The organism is Albimonas pacifica (assembly GCF_900113695.1).
GTDB classification, from domain to species: Bacteria; Pseudomonadota; Alphaproteobacteria; order Rhodobacterales; family Rhodobacteraceae; genus Albimonas; species Albimonas pacifica.
Genome location: NZ_FOQH01000008.1, coordinates 45698 through 71031, shown reverse-complemented (window position 1 = coordinate 71031; position 25334 = coordinate 45698). Strand labels below are relative to the sequence as shown.

Below are 25334 nucleotides of genomic sequence, written 5' to 3'. Positions count from 1 at the left end.
CCCATTAGACTTGGCGCTTCACAGGCCCAGGTAGGCCCGCTTCAGTTCCGGATCGTCGCGCAGCGTCTCGGCCGCGCCGGAGAGGACCACGTGGCCGTTCTCCAGGATGTAGGCGCGCGAGGCGACGTCGAGCGACTGCACCACGTTCTGCTCGACCAGCATGATCGGCAGGCCGTCCTTGGCGAGCTGCTCGATCAGGCCGAACATCTCCTCGACCAGCAGGGGCGATAGGCCCAGGGAAGGCTCGTCCAGGATCAGCAGCTTGGGCTCGCTCATCAGGCCGCGGCCGATGGCCAGCATCTGCTGCTCCCCGCCCGAGAGGGTGCCGGCGGCCTGCTTCATGCGCTCCTTCAGGCGGGGGAAGGTGCGGAACACCCGCTCGATGTTGGTGTTGCGCCCGGTCTTGGAGCGGCGGTAGCCGCCCAGCACCAGGTTCTCCAGCACCGTGAGGTTCGGGAAGATCTTGCGGCCCTCGGGGACGTGGACGAGGCCGGCGGAGACCACCTCGGAGGGCTTGCGCCCGTGGATCGGCCGGCCCTCGAACAGGATCTCCCCCGACCAGGGTTCGACGAGGCCCGAGAGGGTCATGTTCAGCGTGGTCTTGCCCACGCCGTTGGAGCCAAGGACGGCGACGACCTCTCCCTGCCCGACCGAAAGCGAAAGGCCGCGCAGCACCTCGGTGCCGCCGTAGCCGGCGCGCAGATCGCGGACCTCAAGCATCGGCGCCTCCTGCGGCCTGCATCCGCGCGGCGGCGCCGTGGCCGAGATAGGCCTCGACCACCTGGGGATCGCGCGAGACCTCGATGGGCGGGCCCTCGGCGATCATCTTTCCCTGCGCCAGGACGTAGACGTGCTCGCACAGGTTCATGACGGCCTGCATGATGTGCTCGATCATCAGGATGGTGACGCCCTCGTCGCGGATGGCGCGGATCACCGGCAGGATGTCCCGGATCTCCGAGGGGTTGAGGCCGGCCAGAACCTCGTCCAGCAGCAGCAGCTTGGGCTGGGTCGCCAGCGCGCGCGCCAGCTCCAGCCGCTTGCGCCCGGCCACCGTCAGGCCGGCGGCGGCGCGGTCGAGGTCTTTTGCAAGGCCCACCCGCTTGCCGATGGCGTCGGCGCGCTCCATCGCCTCGGCGCGCGAGGGATGGTGGAGATGGGCGCCGACCGCGATGTTCTCCCGCACCGTGAGGCCCGCGAAGGGCTGCACGATCTGGAAGGTGCGGGCCATGCCGCGCCGCGCGCGCAGGTGCGGGGGCTCGGCGGTCACGTCCTCGCCGGCGAAGGTCACGGTCCCCGCATCGGGGGTCAGGAACCCGGCCGCCATGGCGAAGAGCGTGGTCTTGCCCGCGCCGTTGGGGCCGATCAGCCCGGTGATCCGCCCCTCGGGCGCCGCCAGCGAGGCGTCGTCCACCGCCACCAGGCCCGAGAACCGCTTGGTCAGTCCGTCGACGCTCAGCATCACGCGCCCTCCTCGGAACGAAGCGCCGTCTCGCCCCGGGGGCGGCGGCGGCCGGTCAGCCGCTGGCGCAGGCTCATCAGGCCGCCGGGCACGAAGGCCACCGTCAGGATCAGGATCGCGCCGAAGACCAGCAGGTCCACGCCCGGCACGCCGCCCGAGACCATCTTGGTGATCTCGCCAAGGCCGAGCAGCGCCACCGCGCCGACCAGCGGGCCGAACATGGTGCCCAGCCCCCCCACGATCGCCGCGAACAGCGCCTCGATCGAGATCCAGGGCCCGTAGGCCACATGGGCGTCCACGAAGAGGTAGTTCTGCGCATAGAGGACGCCGGCCAGCGCCGTGCAACCGGCCGAGAGCGTGATCGCCCCCAGCTTCACCCGGAACACGTCGACGCCGAGCGCCTGGGCCGCCTGCTCGTTCTCGCGGATCGCGATCAGGTAGGCGCCGAAGCGCGAGCGCTCCAGCCAGCGGGTCAGCGCCAGGGCGGCGCCGACGAAGAGGATGGCGATCAGCGCGAACCACCGCCGGTCGTCGAACTGCAGGTTCAGGAACCCGTAGTCCAGCGGCAGCAGGATCCCCGCCGCCCCCCCGGTGATCGGGGCGGAGTTGGAGGCGATGCGCAGCACCTCGGCGAAGGCCAGCGTGATCAGCGCGAAATAGGAGCCCTTGAGCCCCGAGCGGAAGCTGAGGAAACCGATCCCGGCCCCCACCGCAGCCCCCAGCAGGACCCCGGCGACCAGCCCCGCCCACGCGTTCACGCCCAGCGAGGTCTGCAGGATCAGGGTGGTGTAGGCGCCGGTCCCGAAGAAGGCCGCGTGCCCGAAGGAGCTGAGCCCCCCGAAGCCGCCCAGGATGTTCCAGCCCTGGGCCGCCAGCGAGATGATCATCATGAAGATCAAGAGGTTCAGCAGCGTCCCCGACAGGCCCGAAAAGGCCAGTCCGGCGAGGACGAGAACCGCGATCAGCGGGAGGAGAAGGTCGCGGGCGCTCACTGGCGGGCTCCGAACAGGCCGGTGGGGCGGAACAGGAGAACGAGGATGAAGATCACGAAGATCCCGATCTGGCCGAGGCTGTCGCCGAAGAACAACGAGCACGCCGCCTCCACCACCCCGATCAGCAGCCCCCCGACGAGCGCGCCGACGATCGAGCCCATGCCCCCCAGCACCACGATGGTGAAGGCGACCAGCACGAAGGCCCTCCCGGTGGTCGGCGAGACGTAGAACACCGGCATCAGCAGGGCGGCTGCGACCGCGAGGCAGGCGCAGCCCAGCGCGAAGGTGACGGCGTAGACGTGGGAGACCTCGATCCCCACCAGCGCCGCGCCCAGCTTCTCCTTCGCCACCGCCCGGATCGCGCGGCCGACGTCGGTCCGCTCCAGGATCGCCCAGAGCACGAGCGCCGAGAGCAGCGCCACGAACAGGCCCACCACCCGGGGGAAGGACAGCAGCAGCGGCCCCAGCTCGACCACCTGGAAGGCGTAGTCGGTGTCGATGGTCCGGGTGTCGGAGCGGAACCCCGCCAGCAGGCCGTTCTCGATGATGATCGACAGCCCCAGCGTCACCAGCAGGATCGAGTTGTCCGACCCGTGCGAGGCCGGCCCGATGACGAAGCGCTGCGCGGCGTAGCCGAGGCCGAACATCGCCGGCGCCATGATCAGGATCGAGAGATACGGGTCCACGCCCAGGTGCTCGGCCAGCAGCCAGACGCCGAACATGGCGACCGTCAGCAGCGCGCCGTGGGCGAAGTTCACGATATGAAGGACGCCGTAGATCAGCGTCAGGCCCAGCGCGATCAGCGCGTAGACCGCGCCGAGCATCAGACCGTTCAGCAGAGCCTCGGCGACGATGAGGGGCGAATACATGGGCGCTCGCGTCGGAGGGTGTCGGGACCGGCCCTCGGGCCGGCGCGGCGGGGCCCCGTGGCCCGGGACGCGTCCGGGCCCCTGAGGGAGCGCGGCGCGCAGCGGGCGCAGGCGCGCGGACGGCGCGCGCCTCGACGGGGAGGAGGGCCGGGGCCGCGCGCGGCGGCCCCGGGATCCGACGTCAGCCGTTGACCGGGAACACCGGCGTCGACTGGGCGAACTGGTCGGGGAAGATCACGTTGATCTTGCCGTCCTGCACCTGGGTGTTCAGCGGCAGGGCGTTCACGTTCTGCCCGTCCTCGCCGAACTTCGTGGTCCCGTAGGGCATCACGCCCGAGCCGAACTCGGCGGTCCTGAGCTGCTCGGTCACCGCCGCGCGGTCGGCCGCGCCGGCCTTCTCGATCGCCTCGGCCAGCACCTTGACCACCGAGTAGTTGATCGGCGTGTTGTAGGCGTAGTGCTTGCCCTGCGCCTCGACCGCGGCCTTCAGCTCGGCGTCGGTGGGGTTCGAGGGATCGCCCCAGTGGTTGCAGTCGAAGACGCCCTCGGCGGCCTCGGGGTATTCCGCGACGAACTGGTAGGACGAGGCCGCGCCGCCGAACACCGCGTAGACGCCCATCGGGCGCACGCGCTGCTGCTGCATGGTGCGCGCCATCAGCACGAACTCGTTGTAGTAGTGCGACGGGATCACCAGGTCCGGCTGCAGCGAGCGCAGGCGCAGCACCACGTTCGACATGTCGCGCGCAGGCGTGGGGTGGGAGATCGTCTCGAGGATCTCGAAGCCCAGGCCCGGCAGCTTCTCCTGCATCACCTGCGCAAGGCCCGCGCCGAACAGGCCGTCCTCGTGCACCAGCGCGACCGTCTTGGCGGGGTTGCCCGCGGCCTCGTTGAGCTTGATCAGGTTCTGCAGCGCCACCTCGGTCGCCATCGAGAAGTTCGGCCCGAGGCGGAAGGTGTTGGCCAGATCCCGCCCGGTGATCGAATCCGCCGTGGCGCTGTCGACCAGGAACGGCAGGTCGTGGCGCGCCGCCGCCTGGGTGGCGGTCAGCGAGATGCCCGAGGCGAAGCCGCCGCCGATGGCGACCACGCCCGCCTCGTTCAGCGCCTCGACCTCCTGCGCGCCGGCCTCGGCGTTGGACTTGGAGTCGCCGATCAGCAGCTCGATCTGCGCGCCGCCGAGGGCCTTGATGCCGCCGGCCGCGTTGATCTCGTCGACCGCGAACTGCGCGCCGATCGAGGCGAGGTCGCCCGCCTGCGCGAGGAAGCCCGACATCGGCTGCAAGAGGCCGATCTTCACCGCGGCCGGCTGCGCGCGCAGCACCGTCGGCGCGCCCAGCGTCGCCGCCGCCGCGGCCGCGACGCCGCCCTTGAGGATCGTGCGGCGGGTCTGTCCCGTCATCTTCGTCATCGGATCACCTTCCTGCTGGCTGTCGCCATCTTCTTTCGAGGGATGGGGTCGGGGGCGGGTTCGGCCGGCGTTCCGGCGCGCCCGCTTCTGGTTACGGATCGGCGGGGTCGGGCGCCCGCGCGGGGGCCGCCGCGGGCTTCCAGCGCCCGCCCGCCGCGCCGCCGGTGCGCACGAGGTCCATGCTCAGGTGGTAGCGGTCGGGCCGGTAGAGCGCCTGGAGATGCTCCAGCGCCTCCTCGCCCGGGCCGAACACCGTGCGCGTCAGCGCCACCAGCGGCGAGCCGACCGAGACGTCGAGCGCCTCGGCGACCTCCGGCCCCGCGAGCACGGCCGAGATCTCCTGCGTGGCGCGGGCGGCGGCGAAGCCGGCGCGCTCGATCAGCGACAGCAGCGGCTCGCGGTTCATCTCGTCGCGCGACCAGTCGCGGCCGATCCGCTCGGGCACATGCGCGGTCAGATGCGAGAAGGGCGCCCCGTCCACCAGCCGAACGCGGACCGATCGCTGCACGCGCTCGTCCGCCTCCAGCCGCAGCGCCTCGCGCACCGCGGCGGGGGGCGCCATGTAGTCGAAGGCGAGCAGCCGCGCCTCGGTCGAGCGGCCCATCTCGATGAGGTTCGAGAACACGTTGGAGACGTCGGCGATCGCCGCGCGCACCCGCGGCTGCGCCTCGCGCACATAGGTGCCCGAGCCCGCGCGCTTGGTGATCAGCCCCTCTTCCGCCAGCCGCCCGAGGGCGCGGCGGATGGTGACCCGGCTGACCTCATGATCCTCGGCCAGCGTCGGCTCCCCCGGCAGGCGCGCGCCCGCCGCCAGCTCGCCCGAGACGATCTGGTCGCGCAGCAGCAGGTAGACGCGCTGGGTCTTGAGGGGATCGGTGGCCTGTCTCACCGGGAGCCTTTCACCTGTCTTGCACATGAGGCAAATCCTGTATGAAAGACGTGACAGGTTCCGTCAACACTCTTATTGTCCGGACCCATCGAAACGTGCAGACCCCCACCGCGCGCATCCCCGCGCGCCCGGCAGGAGGACGAGACCGCCCATGACAGCCGACCGCTCCGGCGCGTTTGCGCATGTCCTCGCGCCGCTGGACCTGGGCCCGATCCGCCTGCGCAACCGCATCGTGGTGCCCGCCCACACCACCAATTTCGGCGAGGATCACCTGCCCTCGCAGCGCCACCTCGACTACCACCTCGCCCGCGCCCGGGGCGGGGTGGGGGCGATCATCTTCGAATCGATCCGGGTGCACCTGAACTCCCTGGGCCGGCCGCAGGCGGTGCAGGGCTTCGACCCCGCCTGCATCGCGCCGTTCCGCGCGATCACGCAGGCGGTGAAGGCCGAGGGCGCGAAGATCCTGGGCCAGATCATCCACCTCGGCCGGCAGGTGGAGGGGGATTTCGAGCGCACGGTGTCCTGGGGCCCCTCCGCCGTGCCCTGGTCGGGAACCGCACTGCCGCCGCGCCCGATGGACGAATGGGACATGGCCGAGGCGGTGGAGGCCCATGTGATCACCGCCCGCAACCTGGTCGCCGCCGGCTTCGACGGGATCGAGCTGCAGATGGCCCACGGCCACCTGCTGCAGCAGTTCCTCTCGCCCCTGTCGAACAAGCGCGAGGACGCCTACGGCGGCGCGCTCGAGAACCGGCTGCGCTTCCCGATCCGGGTGCTGAGGGCGGTGCGCGAGGCGATAGGTCCGGACCTATGCCTCGGGATTCGCCTCTCCGGCGAGGAATGGATCGAGGGCGGCCTGCATATCGAGGAGGCCGAGCGCGCCGCCGTCCGGCTGGCGCAGGCCGCGCGGGTCGACTTCTTCAACGTCTCGCACTCGGCCTATCACGCGTCCTATTCGCTCGCGACCCAGATGGCCGACATGGCGATGGACCCCGCGCCCTACCGCGCCCTGCCCGCCCGCATCCGCGCCGCCCTGCGCGCGGCGGACCAGCCGGCGCCGGTCTTCGCCGTGTGCCGCTTCACGACGCTGGCGCAGGCCGAGGCCGCCATCGCCGACGGCATCGCCGACGCCGTCGCCATGGCCCGCGCCCATCTCGCCGAACCCGAGATCGTCAAGAAAACGATCGAGGGGCGCATGGAAGAAATCCGCCCCTGCATCGCCTGCAACCAGGGCTGCGCCCAGAACCTCGAGCGCAACCTGCCCCTGAGATGTCTGGTCAATCCCATGGCCGGGGTCGAGGGCGCCTGGCCCGCGCCCGAGACCCTCCCCGCCGGGACCTCCCGGAAGGTCCTCGTCGTCGGCGGCGGCCCCGCCGGGATCGAGGCCGCCCGCACCGCCGCCGCCCGCGGACATGCGGTGACGCTGTGGGAAGCCGCGGACCGCCTCGGCGGCCAGCTCCTGTGGACCGAGACGATGCCGAAGCGCGCCGAGTTCAGCCGCTTCCTCGCCCACCAGCTCGCCGCCCTCGACCGCCTCGGGGTGACGGTGGCGCTGAACCGGCGCGCCGACGCCGAGGCGATCCGCGCCTTCGCCGCCGACCGGGTGCTGCTCGCCACCGGCTCCACCCCCGCGCGCCCCGCCCTGCCCGGCGGCGCGCGCGTCTTCTCCCCGACCGAGGCGCTCGCCGACCCCGACGCGCTGGGCCCACGCCTGGCCTTCGTCGACCTCACCGGCGAGTGGACGGCGCTCTCGGTCATCGAGCGGCTGGCGGACCTCGGCAAGTCGGTCACGGTGCTGACCGCCCCCGCCGCCTTCGCCTGGCGGACCACGATCTATTCCACCCTCGCCACGACCAGGCGCCTGCGCGAGGCCGGGGTGCGCATCCGCACGATGCGGCGCGCGACCGATTGGGACGGCCGGACGCTCGCCCTCGAAGACCTCTCCAGCGGAGAGGCCGAGGCGTTGGAGAATCTCAGCTCGGTGGTCGTCGCCGACCACGCCGCCTCCGACCAGTCGCTGTGGCTGGCGCTGCGGGGGGAGGGCCTGCCCGTCGTCCAGATCGGCGACGCCGTGGCCCCGCGCACCGCGGTCGAGGCCGTCTACTCCGGCCACAAGGCCGCAAGGGAAATCGCATGACCTATCTCGTGACCGGGGCCGGCGGCTTCGTCGGCCTCAACCTGGTGGAGCGCCTGCTGACCGAGGGCCACCGCGTGCGCGCCTTCAACGACCGCCCCCTGCCGCAGGCGGCGCTGGCGCGCTTCTGCGCGCTCCCCGGCAAGGTCGAGATCCTGCGCGCCGACGTGCGCGACCGCGCCGCGGTCAACCTCGCGGTGCAGGGGGTCGAGGGGATCGTCCACGCCGCCGCGATCACCCTGGGGCCGAAGGCCGCCCTGACGCCGGCGCGCACGGCGGTCGAGGTCAACACGCTCTCCACCGCGATCCTTCTGGATGAGGCGCGGAAAGCCGGCGTCGCCCGCTTCGTCTACCCCTCCTCCTCGGCCGTCTACGGCGCAGCCCCCTTCGACGGCGCCCCCGTGACCGAGGACCGCGAGCCGACCCCCGCCGGCCTCTACGGCTTCACCAAGCTCGCCTCCGAGGCGCTGGTCGCCGAGGCCGCCCGCGACGGGCTGAGCACCGTGCGCGCCCGCATCACCGCCCTCTTCGGCCCGTGGGAGCATGACACCGGCGTGCGCGAGACCCTGTCGCCGCCCTTCCAGGCCGCGAGGCGCATCCTCGCCGGCGTGCCGGTCGCCATGTCCCCCGCGGGCGCGCGCGACTGGACCTCGGCGCGCGACGTCGCCCGGGCGCTGGCGCTGCTGCTGCAGGCCGAGCGCCTGCCCCACGACCTCTACAACCTCTCCGCCGGCGCCTGCTGGCGGCCGTCGCTGCTGGCCGAGGCGCTGGGGCGGCGGATGCCGGCCGCCTGGTCGACGACCGCCGCGGCGACCGACGAGGGCGACCTCGCCTACAACGACGACCTCGCCAGAACCCGCGCCCCGATCGACGCCGGGCGCTTCGCGCGCGACTTCGACTTCCGCTTCATGACCCCCGAAGAGGCCGCCGAGGACTACGCCGCCTGGCTGGAGGCGCTGGGCCCCGCCGCCTTCGCCTCGCTGTGAGAGGAGACCGCCGCCCGTGAGCCCGCTCCGTCCCGCGCAGGCGGCCGCCCCTGGACGCCGCCGCCCCGCGACCCGATCTCCGTCCCCAGGGAGGGCCCTGCCATGACCGCGCCGCGCACGCTGTTCGACAAGATCTGGGACCGCCACGTGGTCCACGACCGCGAGGACGGCCAGTCGCTCCTGTGGATCGACCGGCACTTCGTGCACGAGGGCTCCCACCACGCCTTCGCGAAACTGCGCGAGCGGGGCGCCCGCGTCTCGCGGCCCGAGCTGACCATCGGCATCGCCGACCACTACGTGCCGACCCGCACCCGCGACCTCGGCCGGGCGGATCCGCAGATCGCCGACATGGTGCGCCGGCTGGAGCGCAACACCGCCGATCAGGGGGTGCGCCTCTTCGGCCTGAACGACCCCCGCCAGGGGATCGTGCACGTGATGGGCCCCGAGCAGGGGTTCACCCTGCCCGGCCTGACCATGGTCTGCGGAGATTCCCACACCTCGACCCACGGCGCCTTCGGGACCATCGCCTTCGGCATCGGCGCCTCCGAGGTCGCCCATGTGCTGATGACCCAGACCCTGTGGCAGCGCCGCCCGAAGCGGATGCGGGTGCGCTTCGACGGGCGGCTCGCCCCCGGGATCACCGCCAAGGACATGGCGCTGGCCTTCATCGCGACCGTCGGCGCCGACGGCGCCCGCGGCCACGCCATCGAATACGCCGGCGAGGCGGTGCGGGGCCTCTCGATGGAAGGGCGGCTGACGCTGTGCAACCTCTCCATCGAATCCGGGGGCCGCTGCGGGATGGTGGCGCCGGACGAGACCGCCTTCGCCTTCGTGAAGGGCCGCCCCTACGCCCCCGCGGGCGAGGCTTTCGACAGAGCCGTCGAGGCCTGGGCCGCCCTGCCCTCCGACGCCGAGGCCGCCTTCGACCGCGAGGTCGTCATCGACGCCGCCGCCATCGCCCCCACCGTCACCTGGGGCGTCTCGCCCGAGGACGCGCTGCCCATCGACGGCACGGTCCCCGATCCCGCGCGCATCGCCGACGCCTCGCGCGCCGCCCATGCCCGCGAGGCCATCGACTACATGGGCCTGCGCCCCGGCCAGCGCCTGACCGACGTGGCGGTGGACCGGGTGTTCATCGGCTCGTGCACCAACGCGCGGATCGAGGATCTGCGCGCCGCCGCCGCCGTGCTGAAGGGCCGGCGCGCGGCGGTGCCGGGCCTCGTCTCGCCCGGCTCGATGATCGTGAAGGCCCAGGCCGAGCAGGAGGGGCTGGACCGCATCTTCACCGAGGCGGGGCTGGAGTGGGTCGCCTCGGGCTGCTCGATGTGCGTGGGCATGAACGGCGACATCGCGGCGCCGGGGGAGCGCTGCGCCTCGACCACCAACCGCAACTTCAAGGGCCGCCAGGGGCCCGGCGCGCGCACCCACCTGATGAGCCCGGCGATGGTCGCCGCCGCCGCCGTCGCCGGCCGCCTCGCCGACGTGCGCGAGATCCTGGGGGAGACCGCCTGATGCAGCCCTTCGTCGAGCTGACCGCGCCCGCCTGCCCGCTGCCGCTGTCGAACGTGGACACCGACCAGCTGATCCCCGCCCGCTTCATGTCGCGCCCCCGCGCCGAGGGCTACGGCGACTTCCTGCTCCACGACCTGCGGCGGGAGGCGGGCGGGGCGCTCGACCCCGACTTCCCGCTCAACGCCCATCCGGGGGCGAAGATCCTGGTCGCGCGGCGCAACTTCGGCTGCGGCTCGTCGCGGGAGGCGGCGGTCTACGCGCTCGCCGACTTCGGCTTCGCCTGCGTGATCGCGCCCAGCTTCGGCGACATCTTCGCCTCCAACGCCGTCAACAACGGCGTGCTGCCCGCGACGGTCGAGGAGGCGGAGGCCGAGACCCTGCTCGCCGCGGTCGGGGCGGGCGCGGAGCTGACCGTCGACCTCGCGGCGCAGGAGATCCGCGGCGCCGGCCCCGCCCTGCGCTTCACGGTCGACCCGGTCTGGCGCACCAAGCTGCTCAACGGCTGGGACGACGTGGACCTGACCCTGTCGCACGCCGAGGCCATCGCCGCCTTCGCCACCGCCGACGCCGCCGCGCGGCCCTGGGCGCAGCTCCGCGCCGAGCGGGGCGGCGGGAGCGCCTAGTCCCCGGGATAGAGGGGCGAGTCGGTCGGCGCCGCCCGGTCGACGAGGCGGCGCAGCGCGTCGAGGTCGCCCGTCACCAGCGCGTCCTCCCAGGGCGGGGCCGCGACGGCGGCCGCGTCGCCGCCCGACAGCGTGCCCGCCGCATGCAGGTCGATGCGCCGGGCCACCGCGGCGATGTCCGTGAAGCCGAAGGACGCGCCGCTGCCCGAGATCCGGTGCGTCTGCGTGCGCAGCAGGTCCCAGGCGGCGGCGGCGTCGCCCTCGCCCCGGCGGCCGGCGTCCAGCGCCGCCTCCATCTCGGCGGTCATCGCGCCCATGTTCTCCACGAAGGCGGCGATCAGCTTGCGCAGCTCCGCCCTCAGGCCGGCGTCGATCATGGCTCCTCCAGCTCCGCCCAGATTCTCCGCACCCGCTCCGACAGGGTCATCGGGTCGAAGGGCTTCACGATCACGTCGCAGGCCCCCAGGGCGCGGAAGCGGGCGATCTCGGCCGGCTGCGCCTTGGCGGTCATGAAGGCGACGGGCAGCGCCGCGAGCGACGGGCGCGCGCGCAGTTCGGCCAGCACCGCGGGCCCGTCGAGCCCCGGCATCATCACGTCGAGCAGCACCAGGTCCGGCGCGAACGCCGCCAGCCCCGCCAGCGCCGAAGGGCCGTCGGCGTAGACCTGCACCTCGAACCCGCCCAGCCGGCTCAGCGTCAGCTCGCAGATCCGGCGCAGGTCCGGCTCGTCCTCCACGCAGGCGATGCGGGTCAGCTCACGTCCGGTCGTCGGCATCGGCCAGCTCCCTGTCTCCGGGGTCGGGATCCCGCGCCTCGCCCGAGGCGGCCCGCCGCGCCAGCAGCGCGGAGAGCGCCTCGGCCAGCGCCGTGGGCTCGATCGCGGATTTCACGAAGGCCGCGTCCACCGCCTCGCGCAGGGCGCCGCGGGCCTCCTCGACCGAATAGACCAGCACCAGCGGGCCCGTGGCGCGGGGGCTGCGGATCGCGCCCATCAGGCTCTCCCCCCGCCCGTCGGGCAGGCGCAGATCGAGGATCACCGCGTCCCAGTCGGCGGCGTCGAGCATCGCGCGCGCCGCCGCGCAGCTCGGCGCGCGGGCGACCGTCGCCAGCCCCGCCAGCGCCCGGGTCAGGAGCCGCGCCTGGTCGTCGTCGTCCTCGCACAGCAGCACCCGCGCGCCCGCGCCCAGCCGGCCGGCCAGCGTGCGGCGCAGGCGCTCGGGGTCGAGCTCGCCCGCCGGCCACTCCAGCACCTCCACCGGGCGGGCCGGGGGCGGCGCGCGCCCCGGGTCCTCCCCAAGGGCCAGGGCGGGGACCAGCAGGATCGCGGGCGCCGAGCCGCCCGGATCGACGCGGCGCAGCGCCTCGACGATGCGCCGGCAGTCGGCGCAGGACGCCTCGCCGTCCATCACCACCGCCGAGGGCGCGCCGTCCACGAGCGCCAGCAGCGCCGCCTCCACGTCCTCGACCGGCCGGGGAACGAGGCCCATCCCGGCCACCACGCCCGCCAGCGCCTCGCGCCGGGCGGGGTCGCGGGCGAAGACCAGGGCGGGCGGCGCGCGCCAGGCCTCCCCCGTCCGGGGCTGGACCGCCGGCAGGCGGAAGGCGAAGACCGAGCCGCCGCCCGGCGGACAGTCGAACCCGATCTCGCCGCCATGCGCCTCGACGATGGCGCGCGAGATGCTCAGGCCGAGCCCGGTGCCCCCCCGCGCCCGTCGGTCCGAGGCGTCGGCCTGGGCGAAGCGGGAGAAGATGCGATCGCGGAAATGGACCGGCACGCCCGGCCCCTCGTCGGTCACCGTCACCCGCCAGCCGTCGCCGTCGGGGGTCACCGCCACGACCACCGCGTCGCCCGCGTCGGAGTGCTTGACCGCGTTGGAGACGAGGTTCGCCAGCACCTGGGCGATGCGCCCCGCATCCGCCTGGACCTCCGCCGCGACCTCGCCCGGGCCGGCCGGGTCGGGCGGGACCAGCGACAGGCGCACCCCGCGCGCCTCGGCCATCGAGGCGAGCTCGGCCAGCGAGCGCGCCGCCAGGGCGCGCAGGTCCACGCGCGCGATGTCGCAGGACAGGCCGCCGGCGGAGATCTTCTCGAAATCGAGGATGTCGTTGATCAGGCGGATCAGCCGCTCGCCGTTGCTCTGGGCCATGTCGAGCATCTCGTCCGCGGCCGCCGGCAGCTCCCCCGCCACGCCCGAGCGCAGCAGCGACAGCGCCCCCTTGATCGAGGCGAGCGGGGTGCGCAGCTCGTGGCTGACGGTGGAGATGAACTCGGCCTTCATCCGCTCGGTCCGCCGCTCCTCGCTGAGGTCGGCGATCAGGCCGGTGTAGGTGGGCGCCCCGTCCACCCGGTGGGCGGAGACGGCGAGCCGCACCGGAAAGCGCGAGCCGTCGGCGCGCACCGCCTCCACCTCCAGCGCGCGGCCCAGGATCCGGGCCTGGCCGGTGCGGGCGTAGGCGCGCAGGTAGCCCGCGTGGGCCGAGGCGTGGGGCTCGGGCGCCAGAACCGAGACGTCGCGGCCCACGAGCGCCTCGCGCCGGTGGCCGAACATCTCCAGCAGGGCGCGGTTGACGTAGCGGATGCGCCCGCCGGCGTCGATCGAGACGATGCCGTTCGAGGCGCCGTCCATCACCGCCTCGAGCCGCGCCTCGCGCGCGCGCAGCTCCTCCTGCCGGTCGCGGGCGCGGATCGCCATCTCGTGGAAGGCGGCGGCGGTGCGCCGGATCTCGTGCACCCCCTCCGCCGGCCAGGCGACGGCGTCGGGATCGGCCCCGCGGGTCACCGCCTCCCCCGCGGCGGCGAGGCGGCGCAGGGGCCGCGCCATCCGCCGCCCCAGCAGCAGCGCCAGCCCCCCCGCCGCCGCGGTCGCGGCGAGCCCCGCGAGCAGCGCGTCGGTCCAGGCGGCGGCGAGCAGCGCGTCCACCGGGCTCGCCGGACGCTCCCACACCAGCATGTAGTCGGCGGGGGGGACCATCCGCTCGAACCGCAGGGGGGCCGCGACCAGCAGGCGGTCGGCCTCGGGCTGGGCGTGGTCGAAGGGGAAGGCGTCGCCCGCCGCGGCGCGGGCGGCCAGCGCGGGATGGTCGTCCCATGCGGCGCCGGGCCGTTCCTCGGCCATCGCCGGGATCCGCTCGGGGTCCAGCGTCGCCGCATAGCGCCCCTGGCCGTCGACGATCCGCGGCGCGCCGGCGAAGCGGCCGACCCCGCCCATGTCGCGCAGCGTCTCGCGCAGGTCGATGTTGAGCACGATCCAGCCCAACACCCGCCCGTCCCCGTCCAGCGCCGGCGCCACGGTGCGCAGGGTCGGGATCAGCCGGGGGTCGAGCACGCCGCGCTCGCGGTTCATGCCGATCGGGGTGACGAAGGCCGGCGCCGCGCCGCGGGCGAAGGCGAACCGCATGTATTCCCGTCCGCTCTTGTCCTGCAGGCGGTCTTCGGGGGTCTGGGCCAGGACCGCGTCGATGCGGTCGAGGCGCACCACCTCCCGCCCCGCGGCGTCGAGGTAGCGCGCCTGGTAGACCACATCCTCGGCCCGCAGGGTCGACTGGAAGATCGCCGCGAGCCGCGCCGCCCACTGGGCGCGCGTCGAGCCCTCCTGCGCGTCGAAGCCGGTGGCCGCCGCACGCTCCAGCCCCGCCAGCGGCGGCACGCGCGAGAGGCCGTCGGCGAGCCGCACGTAGCCCGTCACCCGGTTGGCCAGCAGGCGCGCGCGGAAGCCCAGCTCCGCCTCCGAGCGCTCCAGCGCCTGGTCGCGCAGGCGCGCCTGCAGACCGGCCGAGACCAGCAGGGTGGCGAAGACCACCGACAGGCTGACGGCGGCCATCACGATGACCGCCAGCCGAGGCTCGCTGCGTGCCACGAGGCGCATCCCGCCCTCCGTCCAGCCGGGCGCGCGGAGGCGCGCGCCGGGTGCGTGGGCGATCCTTCGCGCAACAAGGCAAAGGGTTCGTAAACGCGACGAAGATCGGAGGGGGGAAACGGGGGGCGCCGGGCGCCCGAACCGCGCCTGCGGCGCGCGCCCCCGGCCGTCAGGCGGCCGGGGACGGGATCGGGCGGGGCGGCCTGCGCCCCGCGCCGGCGCTCAGTCCAGCGCCGCCACCTGCGCCGCCACGGCATAGGCCGAGCCGCCCTGCCCGTAGACGTCGTTGTAGGCCTGGAGCTGGCCCTGCGGGTCCGGGAATTCGGTGAAATAGCGCATCATCACCGGCACGCCTGCGGTCTGCATGTCGAAAGTGTCCGGGCCGTTGGCCAGGCGGTGCACCTCGTCCACATCCACGTCCAGCACCCAGGCCGCGACCTCGTCCCAGCGCTCGACGCGCACGCAGCCGCCGGAGAGGGCGCGGGCCTCCTTTTCGAACAGCTCGGGGCGGTTGGTGCCGTGCAGGTAGATCAGCATCCCCGGCTCCAGCCGGATCGCCAGCAGACCCAGCGGATTGTTGCGGCCCGGGGGCCAGATCTTGTCCTCGTAGTCGCCGCGGCTGATCATCAGCGGCGTCGGCCGCCAGGTGGGGCGGAAGCGGACCACCGAGGTCTCGGTCGTCATCTCCGGCGTGCGGTCGCCGGCGACGTCGCGGCCCACGATCACCCGGCTTCGGATCACCGGCTCCCCGTCCTCGAAGGCGATCAGCTCGTAGGAGGGCACGTTGACCAGGATCGCCTTGCCCTGCGCGGGCACCTGGAAGGGCACGCCGTGGCGGTCCAGCAGGTCCTGGTAGCTCTCGGGGATCGGGGCGGAGGCGAGCGCCGCGGCCGCGGGATCGACGGCGGCGGGATCGGCGAGGGCCGGGTCGGCGGGCGCCGAGAGCGCGGCCGGCGCGGCGGGGGCCGAGGCGGTCTCGCCCGCCGGCCCCTGCGTCTGGGCGCATCCGGCGAGCGCGAGGCCAGCGATCAGCGCCAGCAGGCCCGCAGAGCGGCCCCGGGCGGCGAGGGCGGGGCCGCGGGCGGCGTGCGGCGCAGGAGAGCTCGAGCGAGCGGAGACCATCGGGGAATCCTCGTTCCGATCTGCGGGAGGCCGCGGGCTTGCCGCCCGCCTGGCGCCTTGCTGCTCTGCAACAAGCATAGGGCGACCGCCTCCGGTCGACCCGTGTTTCTTCCACAGACCGGCCGGTGTTCCGCAAGACGGAAGACGACGCTGGGGAATGGAAACCTGGGAGGCGATGCAACGGCGCCCCGCTCGCCCCCTGCGGTCGCCCGCGCGAAGGCCCGGTCCGGCGCGGCGCCGGCGCCCGACGCCGCCGGGCGCGGCCGCGCCCGGACCCGGCGCGAGATCGCCGCACGGGGCGGGGGATCGGGCCGGGATCAGGGCCGGGATCGGGGCCGAGGTCGCGGCGGGAGCCCGGCGTGCCGAGGACGCGCGGCCCCCGCAGCGGGACCGCTCCGGGGCCGGGAGGCCGGCTCTCAGCCCAGGTAGTCCGCGTCCTCGACCTTCTCCAGCCAGGCGACGGCGGAGCCGTCGATCGCCTCCTGGATGGCGATGTGGGACATGGCCGTGTCGGGGGAGGCGCCGTGCCAGTGCTTCTCGCCGGCGGGGAACCAGACGACGTCGCCGGGGCGGATCTCCTCGACCGGGCCGCCCTCGCGCTGCACGCGGCCCTTGCCGAAGGTGACGATCAGGGTCTGGCCGGCGGGATGGGTGTGCCAGGCGGTGCGGGCGCCGGGCTCGAAGGTGACATGGGCCCCGGCGACGCGCCCGGGCGCCTCGGCGGCGAACATCGGGTCGATGCGCACGGTCCCGGTGAACCAGTCGGAGGGACCGACGCCCGAGGGGGCGGTCCCGGCGCGGGTGATCTTCATGAGGCTCTCCTTTCCCGCGCCGGCAGGGGCGCGGATGCGTGACGACTCCGGGGGCGCCGCCTGTCCGGACGGCCGCGCCCCCGGCGCAGGCGCGGGCGCAAGACGCTCCGGCCCGCCCGCAGGGGCGGCGGCGCGCGCCTGGCCCGCAGCCTCCTCTCCCGAGGGGCCGTTGTCCATCGCCCGGTCGCGGCCGGGGCGCCTGCGCCCGGCCCGAACCCCGGCGCGGGGTCCTCGCGATCCCGCAGGGCGCGCCCGCAGCGCCCTCAGGCCCGCCAGATCGCGACCGGCTCCGAGCGGCCGCGCACCTGGCGGGAGGCTTCGGGGACCAGGCCCGGGACCAGGGCCTGCGGCTCGGCGCCGGCGGCGCGGGCGGCCTCGACGCAGGCGTCGCTGACCACGAGGCGGGCGTCGAGATCGCGGCACAGCCTCTCCAGCCGGCTCGCCACGTTCACCACGTCGCCCAGGACCGTGTATTCCACCCGCCGGGCGTCGCCGATGTTGCCGGCCAGCACCTCGCCGTGGTGGAGGCCGACCCCGATCTCGACCGGCGCCTCGCCGCGGGCGGCGCGCGCCGCGTTCCAGCGGTCGATCTCGCGCAGCATCGCCCCCGCGCAGGCCAGCGCCCGGGCCGCGTCGTCGGGCCGGGCGCGCGGCGTGCCGAAATGCACCATGATCGCGTCGCCCAGATACTTGTCGACCGTGCCGTCATGCTCGAAGGCGGCGCGGGCGAGGCGGGCGTGGAACTCGCCCAGGAAGGCCACCAGCGCCTCGGGCGCCATGCGCTCGCAGATCGTGGTGAAGCCCACCATGTCGGCGAAGAGCACCGCCGCCGGCCCCCGCGCGGGGCGGTCGAGCGCGCCGGGGTCCTTCTCCAGCTCCCCGATCAGCTCCGGCGAGAAGTAGCGCGCCAGCGCCAGGCGCTGGGTCTCCGCCCCGACCGAGCGGCGCACCAGCCGGCGCGAGCGCCAGACGCTCAGCGCCAGGATCAGGGTCAGCAGGCCGAGCGCCATCACCTGGTTGTAGAGCGCGGTCAGGCTCACCGCCCCGGGGGCCAGGAAGTCGGCCACCATCTGGGCGGGGCTCGCGCCGCTCTGCAGCGCCGAGACCGAGGTGGTGACGACCGAGCCCGGCATCTCCGCCACCCGCAGCACCCCCGCCGTCCAGGCCCCGATGGCCGCGAGCCCGGTCAGCAGCACCAGCCGCGGCGAATGGGCGAGCGAGACGCTGACCAGGAACACCGCGACGTAGAGCACCGAGGGCAGGCGCAGGTTGAGCTGCGGCGTCCAGCCCTCGGTCGCATACGAGTCGGGGAAGATCAGCACATAGGCCAGCAGCCCCGCGTCCAGCATCAGGAAGGGCGCGGCGGCGACGCCGACCGCGCCCGCCCGGCGGGCCAGCAGCCAGGGCGGAAAGCCGAGCGCCGCGAAGGCCGCGATCACCGCGAAATAGAGGCCCGAGCGTTCGATCGGCAGGGTGGTCAGCACCCAGGCCGCCATCACCCCCAGCGCCGCCAGCCGGGCCGCGAGCATGTAGCCCAGCCCCGCCACCTCCTCGCGCGCCAGCGCCCGGGCGGCGACGGGTCCGGCGGGGGCGGCCTCGGACCGCGCGAGACCCCGCAGCGCCTCGCCCAGCGGCGCGAGGCGCCGCGCGAGCGCGCCGCGCGTGGCGGGGATCGTCCCGGGCTCGACCGGCCCGGGCGGGACCCTCGCGAGCGGGACCGGCCCGGGCGGCGCCGGTTCGGGCGGGGCGAGGCGAGGGATCTCGACGGGGGTCATCTGCGCTCCCTCCTCGGGCGCGCCCGGCTCGGGCGGCGGCCCTCCAGCATATAGGGCCCGGCCGCCCGGGTTCCGCGGCCGGTCCGGACCGGCCGGCGTCACGGCCGTTGAAACCGGTGCGAGCCGGGCGGAGCGCGGCGCGAGGCCCCTGCCCCGGGGCCCGGCTCCCAGGCCTGCGCCCGAACCTGCCCCGACCCCCCGAACCTCCGGCGCGGACTCTCCCGAAGCCCTCCCCGGGATCGCGACGCGCACCCGGGCCGGCGCCCCCGCCCCCGTAGCCGGCGCCGCCGCCGGACCGGGCTCGCCCCCCGGGATGCAGCGGGGCGCCCGTCGCGACGGGCGCCCCTTGGCTCATTCAGGGTCCGGGGCCCGCGCGTGGGCCCCGGTCTCGTCGCCCGGCCTCAGCCCGACTGGGCGCTCAGGTCGTGGTTCGACAGCGGCAGGCTGCGGATCCGCTGGCCGGTGAGCGCCGCGACCGCGTTGACCACCGCCGGCGGCACCCCCGGCAGGCCCGGCTCGCCGATGCCGCCCATCGGGGCGCCGGAGCGCACGATGCGGGTGTGGACCCGGGGCATCTCGTAGCGCGACAGGATCCGGTAGAGGTCGTAGTTGCGCGCCTGGGGGGCGCCGTCCTCATAGACCACCTCCTCGAACAGCGCCTGGCTCAGCCCGAGGGCGACGGCCGACTGCACCTGCGCCTCGATGATCGCGGGGTTCACGATCTCGCCCGGGTCGATGGCCACCCAGACGTCATGGACCCGCACCTCGCCCGACTCGATCGAGACCTCGGCGATGGTCGCCACCTCCGAGCCGAAGGGCGAGGCCATGGCCACGCCCCGCGCCCGGCGGCTTCCGTCCTCCGCCTCGAAGGGCCCGCGCTTCCAGCCGCCAGAGAGCTCGCCCACCGCCTCGAGCAGCGCCAGATGCCGCGGTTGTTCGGCGAGCAGCGTGCGGCGCAGCTCGAACGGGTCCCGGCCGCCCGCCTCGGCGAGCTCGTCGAGGAACCCCTCGTAGAAGAAGTCGTGCATCGAATGCCCGACCGAGCGCCAGTAGCCCAGCATCGCGGGGTTCTTCGCATAGCGCTGCCCGACGCGGCGGTTGGGAATGGCGTAGACCTTGCCCGCCAGCCCCTCGACCGCCGAGTCGTCCTTGCCCGGGGGCGCGCCGAACCAGCGGCCCGTCGGCCCCTCGCCCCTCGCCACCGCCTCCAGCGCCACGGGCAGGCCCTGCGCGTCGAGCGCGGCGCGCAGCGTCGCCACCCCCAGCGGGCGCAGGGCGTCGCGCAGGAACTCCTCCTCGCGCGTCCACAGCACCTTCACCGGCCGGCCCGCGGCCCGGGCCAGCGCGATCGCCTCGGGCATCACGTTGGCGTCGCCATAGACGAAGTGGCGCCCGAAGAACCCGCCCAGGATCGGCGAGTGGATCGAGACCTGGCCCGGCTCCAGCCCCGCCAGCCCGGCGGCGACGCCCTGGAACATCTCGGGCGCCTGGTTGGAGGTCCAGACCTCCAGCGTGCCGTCTTCGTTGAACCGCGCGATGGCCGAGGGCGGCTCGAGCTGGCCATGGGCGAGGAACGGCGCGTCGTAGGTCGCCTCGATCACCGTCTCGGCCGCGGCGAGGGTTCCGGGCGCGTCGCCCTCGACCTCCGCATCGGCGATCTCGCCATCGAGCGCGAGCATCTGCGCCTTCCACCCGGCCGAGGAGAAGTCGGCGGGCATCGGCGTCTCGGACGTCCCCTCGACCCAGGCGATCTCCAGCGCCTCCACCGCCTTGCGCGCCCGCCACCAGCGGTCCGCGAGCACGGCGACGGCGCCCGGCAGCAGCTGGACCGAGTGGACGCCGCGCATCCCCTCGATCTCGGCGCGGTTGGCGATCTCGCCCGGCGCGAGGCCCCGCCGGGGCGCGTGGACGACGGCGGCCAGCAGCATGTCCTCGACCGCGAGGTCGATGGCGTATTGCGCACGGCCCGTGGACTTGTCGCGCACGTCGATGCGGTCGACGGGCTGGCGGATCCAGCGGAAGCTCGCGGGATCCTTCAGCGTCACCTGCGCGGGCACGGGCTGGGCCGCGGCCGCCTGCGCCAGCTCGCCGTAGCCCAGCGAGCGGCCGGAGGCGGCGTGGACCACGCGCCCGGGCTCGGTGGTCAGCTCGGAGGCGTCCACCCCCAGCTCCTGCGCGGCGGCGGCCAGCACCATGGCGCGGGCCGAGGCGCCCAGCCGGCGCATCGCGTCGTAGCCGAAGCGCACCGACATCGAGCCGCCGGTCAGGCGCATCCCGTTCATCACCAGGTAGTCCTCGCCGGCGGGGGCGTTGACCACCTCGAACCGGTCGGGGGCGAGGTCCAGCTCCTCGCCCACGATCTGGGCCATGGCGGTGAAGATGCCCTGCCCGCCCTCGACGAAGGGGCTGCGCAGGAGGGCGGTTCCGTCCTCGCGCAGCTCCAGGAAGGCGGGGACGGCGGGGGGCGGGGGCGCGTCGGCGGCCTGGCCGCGGGCGCGGCGCAGCGGCAGCGCGACGGCCAGCGTAAGGGCCCCCGCGCCGCCCAGGAACACGCGGCGGGAGACGTTGAGCGGCGCGCCGTCGGCGGGCAGCTCGGCGGCGACGGCCCGGAACGGGGCCTTGCGGTCGAAGAGCGTCATGTCCGGCCTCAGGCGTTGGAGGCGTCGCGCACGGCGGCGGCGACGGCGTTGTAGGTCCCGCAGCGGCAGAGGTTGGTCATCGCGTCGGCGATGTCCTGGTCCGTCGGCTGCGGGTTCTCCTTGAGCAGCGCCACCGCGGCCATCACCTGGCCGGACTGGCAGTAGCCGCACTGGGGGGCGTTGTTGGCGACCCAGGCCTCGACGACCCTGCGGCCGACCTCGTCCTGCTCGACCGCCTCGATGGTGGTGATCTGCGCGCCCGCCACCGCGTCCGCCGGCGTCTGGCAGGAGCGGGTGGCGATCCCGTCGACCATCACCGTGCAGGCGCCGCACATGGCGATGCCGCAGCCGTATTTCGTGCCGGTCAGGCCCAGCTCCTCCCGGATCACCCACAGCAGGGGGGTGTCGGGATCGACGTCGACCTGGCGGATCTCCCCGTTGACGGTCAGCTCCATGGCTCGGCTCCTTGCTTGGCTGTCGGCGGCGGCGACCGGGCGCGCGAAGGGGGGGCGGCGGCGGTCGACGCGCGGGAGGATAAATGCTTTCGCCACCGCGGCCTATGACGTCTGCGCGATCACGATCATGAGCCCCGCTCATGATCCATCCCGGCTCCGCCGCCCCGCCGCCCCCTGCGCCCGACCTCGCCGGCCCGGGCGCCCTGCCCGGCCGGCCGCCTCGGCCCCGGTCCGGTCGCCGGCGGCGCAGGCCCCCGTGCCGCCCGCCCCGCGCGCCCGGCCGCGCGGTCCCGGAGGGGGCCGTCGCGACGCCGATCCGCGCGGTCAGACGGTCCCTGGCGCGCCCGGCGGGCGGCCCTCCCCCCCTCGCGGCCCTTCCCCCCTCCCTGCGCGTCCGGTCTCATGGACGCGGGGCGCCGCGCGCCTCACAGTCCCTGCGACCGCCGTTCCAGGAGCCGCCCGATGACCTTCGCCGCCCCCGCGCCCTCGCCCGTCCTGCATCCGCTCGACCCGCTCGCCCCCGCCGAGATCGTGCGCGTGAAGGAGATCCTGGCCGCGGCCGGCTTCGGGGGCGAGCGCCTGCGCTATTCCTACGTCCTGCTGCGCGAGCCCGCGCGCGCGACGCTGGCCGCCTTCGCCCCCGGCGATCCGGTCCCGCGCGAGGTCGGCGCGCTGGTCACCGACGTCGCCGAGGGCCGCGCCACCGAGGTCGTGGTCGACCTGCCCGCAGGCCGGGTGATCCACGCCCGCCCCCTCGACCCCGCCCGCGACGGCTGGGGCCCGGTGCTGACCGAGGACTTCCACGCCGCCGGCGAGATCTGCAAGGCCGACCCCCGCTTCGTCGCGGCGCTGGCGCGGCGCGGCATCCACGACCTCGACCGGGTGTTGTGCTCCCCGCTCTCGGCCGGGAACTTCGGCCACGCGGACGAGGTCGGCCGGCGGATGCTGCGGGTGCTGAGCTTCCTCGCCCCCGACGCCGCGCGGCCCTGGGCCTCCTGGGCGCATCCGATCGAGGGGATCGTGTGCCACGTCGACCTCGTCTCGCGCTCGATCCTGCGCTTCGTGGACACCGGCTACGACCACGTCCCCCAGCGCGACGACGACTACCTCGACCCCGCCATCGCCCCGCGCGAGGGGCTCAGGCCCCTGCGCATCGTCCAGCCCGAGGGCCCCTCCTTCACCGTCGAGAACAACGTCCTCGACTGGCAGAACTGGTCGGTGCGCATCGGCTTCAACGGGCGCGAGGGGCTGACCCTGCACGACCTCTCCTTCCGCGACCGCGGCGAGGCGCGCTCGATCCTGCGCCGCGCCTCGATCTCGGAGATGGTGGTCCCCTACGGCGAGCCCCAGCCGACGCACGAGTGGCAGAACTACTTCGACGCGGGCGAATACCAGTTCGGCCGGCTGGCGAACTCGCTGGTGCTGGGCTGCGACTGCCTGGGCGAGATCCGCTACCTCGACGCGACGGTGGTCGACGACCTGTGCAACCCGGTCGCGATCCCCAACGCCATCTGCATCCACGAGGAGGACTACGGGACCCTGTGGAAGCACACCGACGTCTTCACCGGCCGCGTCGACGTGCGCCGGCAGCGGCGGCTGACGATCAGCTTCTTCGTGACCGTGGGCAACTACGACTACGGCTTCTACTGGCGCCTCTACCTCGACGGGCGCATCGAGCTGGAGTGCCAGGCGACCGGCGTGGTCTTCACCTCCGGCCGGCCGGAGGGCGACTACGAATGGTCGACCGAGCTCGCCCCCCGGCTCGGCGCCCCCGTGCACCAGCACCTGTTCTCGGCGCGGCTCGACTTCGCCGTCGACGGACCCCGCAACGCGGTCGACGAGATCGAGGTCGCCCGCGTCCCCATGGGCCCCGGCAACCCGGTCGGCAACGCCTTCACCCGCAGGATCACCCGCCTGACGAGCGAGCAGGCCGCGATCCGCGACGCGCGCAACGACCTCGGCCGGGTCTGGCGCATCTCCTCGAGCGAGCGGCGCACCGAGCTCGGCGAGCCCACCGCCTACCTGCTCCAGCCCGAGGGACAGCCGATGCTGCTGGCCGACGACGCCTCCTCGATCGCGGCGCGGGCGACGTTCGCGAAACACGCGCTGTGGGTGACGCGGTTCGAGCGGGACGAGATGTGGGCGGCGGGCTACACGCCCAACCAGCACCCCGGGGGCGCGGGCCTGCCCGCCTACGCCGCGCGCGACCGCGGCCTCGACGGCGAGGACCTGGTGGTCTGGCACAGCTTCGGCCTGACCCACTTCCCGCGGACCGAGGACTGGCCGGTGATGCCGGTCGACTACGCCGGCTTCAAGCTTCGGCCGGAGAATTTCTTCGACCGCAACCCCACGCTCGACGTGCCCGCCGACCCCAACGGCGCCTGCGCCGCCCGGGACGGCGGGGCGGCGTCGTCCGGCTGCACGTCGGGCGAATGAACGGGTCGGCGGCCCCCTCCGGCCGCCGCCCTCAGCCCTGCGCCAGCCGGTCCGTCAGCCGCGCCAGCAGCGCCGCGCGGGGGGCGAGGCTGGTCAGGTCCACCCATTCGCCGAGCGTGTGCGCCCCCCCGCCCGCGACCCCCAGCCCGTCGAGCACCGGCGTCGAGGCCGCGACGAAGGAGCTGTCGCCCCCGCCCCCGGTGTGCACCGCCGGCAGGCTGAGCCCCAGCGGCGCGCCGATCTCGCGCGCGACGCCCAGCAGCGCCTCGATGGGCGGGGTCATGCGGTAGGGAGGGCGGTTGATCTCGCCCTCCACGCTCAGGGTCACGCCCTCGTCGGGGCTGGTCAGGGCGCGGATGCGGGCGTCGAACTCCTCGGCCGCGGCGGGGTCGTCGATGCGCAGGTCGACCAGCGCCTCGGCGTGCTCGGGCACCGTGTTGGCCCCGGTGCCGCCGCGGATCGTGCCGACGTTCAGCGCCACGTTGCGCGCATAATCCGTCATCGCCTCGATCTCCAGCACCGCGCGCGCCAGCGTGCGGATCGCGCTGCGCCCCGCCGGATGGTCGAGGCCCGAGTGCGACGGCCGCCCGTGGGCGCGGACCACATAGCGCCCGACCCCGCGCCGCCCCACCACCACGCCGCCGCCCTCGCGCGCGGGCTCGACGACCAGCACGTGGGAGGCCGGCGCCGCCTCCGCCTCGATCCGCGCGCGGGAGGTGGGCGAGCCGACCTCCTCGTCCGAGGTGAACAGCAGCCGCACCGGCCGGCGCGGCGCCGGATCGGCGGCGAGGGCGCGCACCATGGCGATGGCCAGCGCCACGCCCCCCTTCATGTCGACCGAGCCGGGGCCGACCAGCCGCTCCCCCTCCACCCGCACCGGTTCGGGGCCGAAGGCGCCGACCGGGTGCACGGTGTCGAGGTGGCACAGCACCAGCACCGGCGCCCCCTCGCGTCCGCCCGGCAGGGTGGCGGCGAGATGGTCGCCGAATCCGTCGCGCCCCGCGATCCGCTCGACCCGGGCGCCGGCCCCGGCGACGCGGCGCTCGACGGCGTCGATGGCGGCGGTGACGCGGGCCGGGTCCTCGGTCGGGGATTCGAGGGCGACCAGCGCCTCGAGATCCGCCTGGATCGGGCCGCGGTCGGGGGCGTGCGGGGTCATGGGCGCTCCTTGGCTCTGTGCGCCCGCGAGCATGTCCGAGCCGCGCGGGCCGCGCCAGCCCTCCCGGCCCCCGCGATCCTCTCCGCCGCCCCCGGCCCCGGCGGCGCGCCCGACGCCCGCCCCACGCCTCGCGCCCCGCGCCGACCGCCCGGCCCGCCCCTCGGACGCCCGCACGCGATCGCCCGTCCCCTGCCCGGGAACGACCCA

The 25334-nt window shown here is 74.7% G+C and carries 20 protein-coding genes; 5 read left to right on the top strand and 15 right to left on the bottom strand.

Annotation, left to right across the window (positions count from 1 at the left end; all coding sequences use genetic code 11):
- Window positions 1–18 precede the first annotated feature (18 nt).
- The 6 genes from BM064_RS17540 to BM064_RS17515 form a co-directional block, all read right to left on the bottom strand.
- Window positions 19–720 (bottom strand): ABC transporter ATP-binding protein, encoded by a 702-nt coding sequence (locus BM064_RS17540; RefSeq protein WP_092861705.1) that lies wholly within the window; start codon window positions 718–720, stop codon window positions 19–21.
- Window positions 713–1459, bottom strand: a complete 747-nt coding sequence (locus BM064_RS17535) for an ABC transporter ATP-binding protein (protein WP_092861703.1) — start codon at window positions 1457–1459, stop codon at window positions 713–715. The genes BM064_RS17540 and BM064_RS17535 overlap by 8 nt, the downstream gene beginning before the upstream one ends.
- Complete coding sequence (locus tag BM064_RS17530) at window positions 1459–2451, bottom strand: branched-chain amino acid ABC transporter permease (protein ID WP_092861701.1); 993 nt, start codon at window positions 2449–2451, stop codon at window positions 1459–1461. The genes BM064_RS17535 and BM064_RS17530 overlap by 1 nt, the downstream gene beginning before the upstream one ends.
- A complete protein-coding gene (locus BM064_RS17525) occupies window positions 2448–3320 on the bottom strand; it encodes a branched-chain amino acid ABC transporter permease (protein WP_092861699.1) in 873 nt (290 codons plus the stop codon). The genes BM064_RS17530 and BM064_RS17525 overlap by 4 nt, the downstream gene beginning before the upstream one ends.
- 181 nt (window positions 3321–3501) lie before the next feature.
- Entirely contained in the window at window positions 3502–4728 is a 1227-nt protein-coding gene (locus tag BM064_RS17520; protein ID WP_092861697.1) for an ABC transporter substrate-binding protein, read from the bottom strand.
- Window positions 4729–4819: 91 nt separating this feature from the next.
- Window positions 4820–5617 carry a GntR family transcriptional regulator gene (locus BM064_RS17515; RefSeq protein ID WP_092861695.1) on the bottom strand — a complete coding sequence of 266 codons (798 nt, stop codon included), beginning with the start codon at window positions 5615–5617 and terminating at the stop codon, window positions 4820–4822.
- A gap of 151 nt (window positions 5618–5768) precedes the next feature.
- Between BM064_RS17515 and BM064_RS17510 the strand changes: the two genes are divergently transcribed.
- The 4 genes from BM064_RS17510 (at window position 5769) to leuD (ending at window position 10872) form a co-directional block, all read left to right on the top strand.
- Window positions 5769–7754, top strand: coding sequence for an oxidoreductase (locus BM064_RS17510; protein WP_092861693.1), 1986 nt, complete (start codon window positions 5769–5771; stop codon window positions 7752–7754).
- Entirely contained in the window at window positions 7751–8737 is a 987-nt protein-coding gene (locus tag BM064_RS17505) for an NAD-dependent epimerase/dehydratase family protein (protein WP_092861691.1), read from the top strand. The genes BM064_RS17510 and BM064_RS17505 overlap by 4 nt, the downstream gene beginning before the upstream one ends.
- Before the next feature lie 102 nt (window positions 8738–8839).
- Window positions 8840–10249 carry a 3-isopropylmalate dehydratase large subunit gene (leuC, locus tag BM064_RS17500; protein WP_092861689.1) on the top strand — a complete coding sequence of 470 codons (1410 nt, stop codon included), beginning with the start codon at window positions 8840–8842 and terminating at the stop codon, window positions 10247–10249.
- Window positions 10249–10872, top strand: a complete 624-nt coding sequence (gene leuD / locus BM064_RS17495; RefSeq protein ID WP_092861687.1) for a 3-isopropylmalate dehydratase small subunit — start codon at window positions 10249–10251, stop codon at window positions 10870–10872. Before leuC ends, leuD begins: the two co-directional genes overlap by 1 nt.
- On the opposite strand, the gene BM064_RS17490 is transcribed toward leuD, so the two are convergent.
- From BM064_RS17490 to BM064_RS17455, 8 genes are all read right to left on the bottom strand, one after another.
- Window positions 10869–11249 carry an Hpt domain-containing protein gene (locus tag BM064_RS17490; RefSeq protein ID WP_092861685.1) on the bottom strand — a complete coding sequence of 127 codons (381 nt, stop codon included), beginning with the start codon at window positions 11247–11249 and terminating at the stop codon, window positions 10869–10871. The two genes, leuD and BM064_RS17490, sit on opposite strands and share 4 nt — an antisense overlap.
- A complete protein-coding gene (locus BM064_RS17485; protein WP_092861683.1) occupies window positions 11246–11647 on the bottom strand; it encodes a response regulator in 402 nt (133 codons plus the stop codon). The genes BM064_RS17490 and BM064_RS17485 overlap by 4 nt, the downstream gene beginning before the upstream one ends.
- Window positions 11628–14738, bottom strand: a complete 3111-nt coding sequence (locus BM064_RS17480; protein WP_092861681.1) for an ATP-binding protein — start codon at window positions 14736–14738, stop codon at window positions 11628–11630. Before BM064_RS17480 ends, BM064_RS17485 begins: the two co-directional genes overlap by 20 nt.
- A 213-nt stretch (window positions 14739–14951) precedes the next feature.
- Window positions 14952–15851, bottom strand: a complete 900-nt coding sequence (locus tag BM064_RS17475; RefSeq protein ID WP_092861679.1) for a L,D-transpeptidase family protein — start codon at window positions 15849–15851, stop codon at window positions 14952–14954.
- A 416-nt stretch (window positions 15852–16267) separates the two neighbouring features.
- On the bottom strand, window positions 16268–16663 hold the full coding sequence (locus tag BM064_RS17470) for a (R)-mandelonitrile lyase (protein ID WP_092861677.1): 396 nt from the start codon (window positions 16661–16663) through the stop codon (window positions 16268–16270).
- A 263-nt stretch (window positions 16664–16926) separates the two neighbouring features.
- A complete protein-coding gene (locus BM064_RS17465) occupies window positions 16927–18438 on the bottom strand; it encodes an adenylate/guanylate cyclase domain-containing protein (RefSeq protein WP_092861675.1) in 1512 nt (503 codons plus the stop codon).
- A 401-nt stretch (window positions 18439–18839) separates the two neighbouring features.
- Window positions 18840–21077, bottom strand: coding sequence for a xanthine dehydrogenase family protein molybdopterin-binding subunit (locus BM064_RS17460; protein ID WP_092861673.1), 2238 nt, complete (start codon window positions 21075–21077; stop codon window positions 18840–18842).
- An 8-nt stretch (window positions 21078–21085) separates the two neighbouring features.
- On the bottom strand, window positions 21086–21532 hold the full coding sequence (locus tag BM064_RS17455) for a (2Fe-2S)-binding protein (protein ID WP_092861671.1): 447 nt from the start codon (window positions 21530–21532) through the stop codon (window positions 21086–21088).
- 462 nt (window positions 21533–21994) lie between these two features.
- Between BM064_RS17455 and BM064_RS17450 the strand changes: the two genes are divergently transcribed.
- Complete coding sequence (locus tag BM064_RS17450; RefSeq protein ID WP_092861669.1) at window positions 21995–23968, top strand: primary-amine oxidase; 1974 nt, start codon at window positions 21995–21997, stop codon at window positions 23966–23968.
- Window positions 23969–23999: 31 nt separating this feature from the next.
- On the opposite strand, the gene BM064_RS17445 is transcribed toward BM064_RS17450, so the two are convergent.
- Complete coding sequence (locus BM064_RS17445; RefSeq protein WP_092861667.1) at window positions 24000–25127, bottom strand: M20 family metallopeptidase; 1128 nt, start codon at window positions 25125–25127, stop codon at window positions 24000–24002.
- Window positions 25128–25334 lie beyond the last annotated feature (207 nt).

What these genes read in the sequence shown, in the direction of transcription:
- BM064_RS17525 (WP_092861699.1), bottom strand. Translation starts at nt 3,320, where the DNA reads ATGTATTCGCCCCTCATCGTCGCCGAGGCTCTGCTGAACGGTCTGATG.
- BM064_RS17470 (WP_092861677.1), bottom strand. Translation starts at nt 16,663, where the DNA reads ATGAAGATCACCCGCGCCGGGACCGCCCCCTCGGGCGTCGGTCCCTCC.
- BM064_RS17445 (WP_092861667.1), bottom strand. Translation starts at nt 25,127, where the DNA reads ATGACCCCGCACGCCCCCGACCGCGGCCCGATCCAGGCGGATCTCGAG.
- BM064_RS17510 (WP_092861693.1), top strand. Translation starts at nt 5,769, where the DNA reads ATGACAGCCGACCGCTCCGGCGCGTTTGCGCATGTCCTCGCGCCGCTG.
- BM064_RS17520 (WP_092861697.1), bottom strand. Translation starts at nt 4,728, where the DNA reads ATGACGAAGATGACGGGACAGACCCGCCGCACGATCCTCAAGGGCGGC.
- BM064_RS17535 (WP_092861703.1), bottom strand. Translation starts at nt 1,459, where the DNA reads ATGCTGAGCGTCGACGGACTGACCAAGCGGTTCTCGGGCCTGGTGGCG.
- BM064_RS17450 (WP_092861669.1), top strand. Translation starts at nt 21,995, where the DNA reads ATGACCTTCGCCGCCCCCGCGCCCTCGCCCGTCCTGCATCCGCTCGAC.
- BM064_RS17540 (WP_092861705.1), bottom strand. Translation starts at nt 720, where the DNA reads ATGCTTGAGGTCCGCGATCTGCGCGCCGGCTACGGCGGCACCGAGGTG.
- BM064_RS17460 (WP_092861673.1), bottom strand. Translation starts at nt 21,077, where the DNA reads ATGACGCTCTTCGACCGCAAGGCCCCGTTCCGGGCCGTCGCCGCCGAG.
- leuD (WP_092861687.1), top strand. Translation starts at nt 10,249, where the DNA reads ATGCAGCCCTTCGTCGAGCTGACCGCGCCCGCCTGCCCGCTGCCGCTG.
- BM064_RS17505 (WP_092861691.1), top strand. Translation starts at nt 7,751, where the DNA reads ATGACCTATCTCGTGACCGGGGCCGGCGGCTTCGTCGGCCTCAACCTG.
- BM064_RS17475 (WP_092861679.1), bottom strand. Translation starts at nt 15,851, where the DNA reads ATGGTCTCCGCTCGCTCGAGCTCTCCTGCGCCGCACGCCGCCCGCGGC.
- BM064_RS17465 (WP_092861675.1), bottom strand. Translation starts at nt 18,438, where the DNA reads ATGACCCCCGTCGAGATCCCTCGCCTCGCCCCGCCCGAACCGGCGCCG.
- BM064_RS17485 (WP_092861683.1), bottom strand. Translation starts at nt 11,647, where the DNA reads ATGCCGACGACCGGACGTGAGCTGACCCGCATCGCCTGCGTGGAGGAC.
- BM064_RS17455 (WP_092861671.1), bottom strand. Translation starts at nt 21,532, where the DNA reads ATGGAGCTGACCGTCAACGGGGAGATCCGCCAGGTCGACGTCGATCCC.
- leuC (WP_092861689.1), top strand. Translation starts at nt 8,840, where the DNA reads ATGACCGCGCCGCGCACGCTGTTCGACAAGATCTGGGACCGCCACGTG.
- BM064_RS17480 (WP_092861681.1), bottom strand. Translation starts at nt 14,738, where the DNA reads ATGCGCCTCGTGGCACGCAGCGAGCCTCGGCTGGCGGTCATCGTGATG.
- BM064_RS17490 (WP_092861685.1), bottom strand. Translation starts at nt 11,249, where the DNA reads ATGATCGACGCCGGCCTGAGGGCGGAGCTGCGCAAGCTGATCGCCGCC.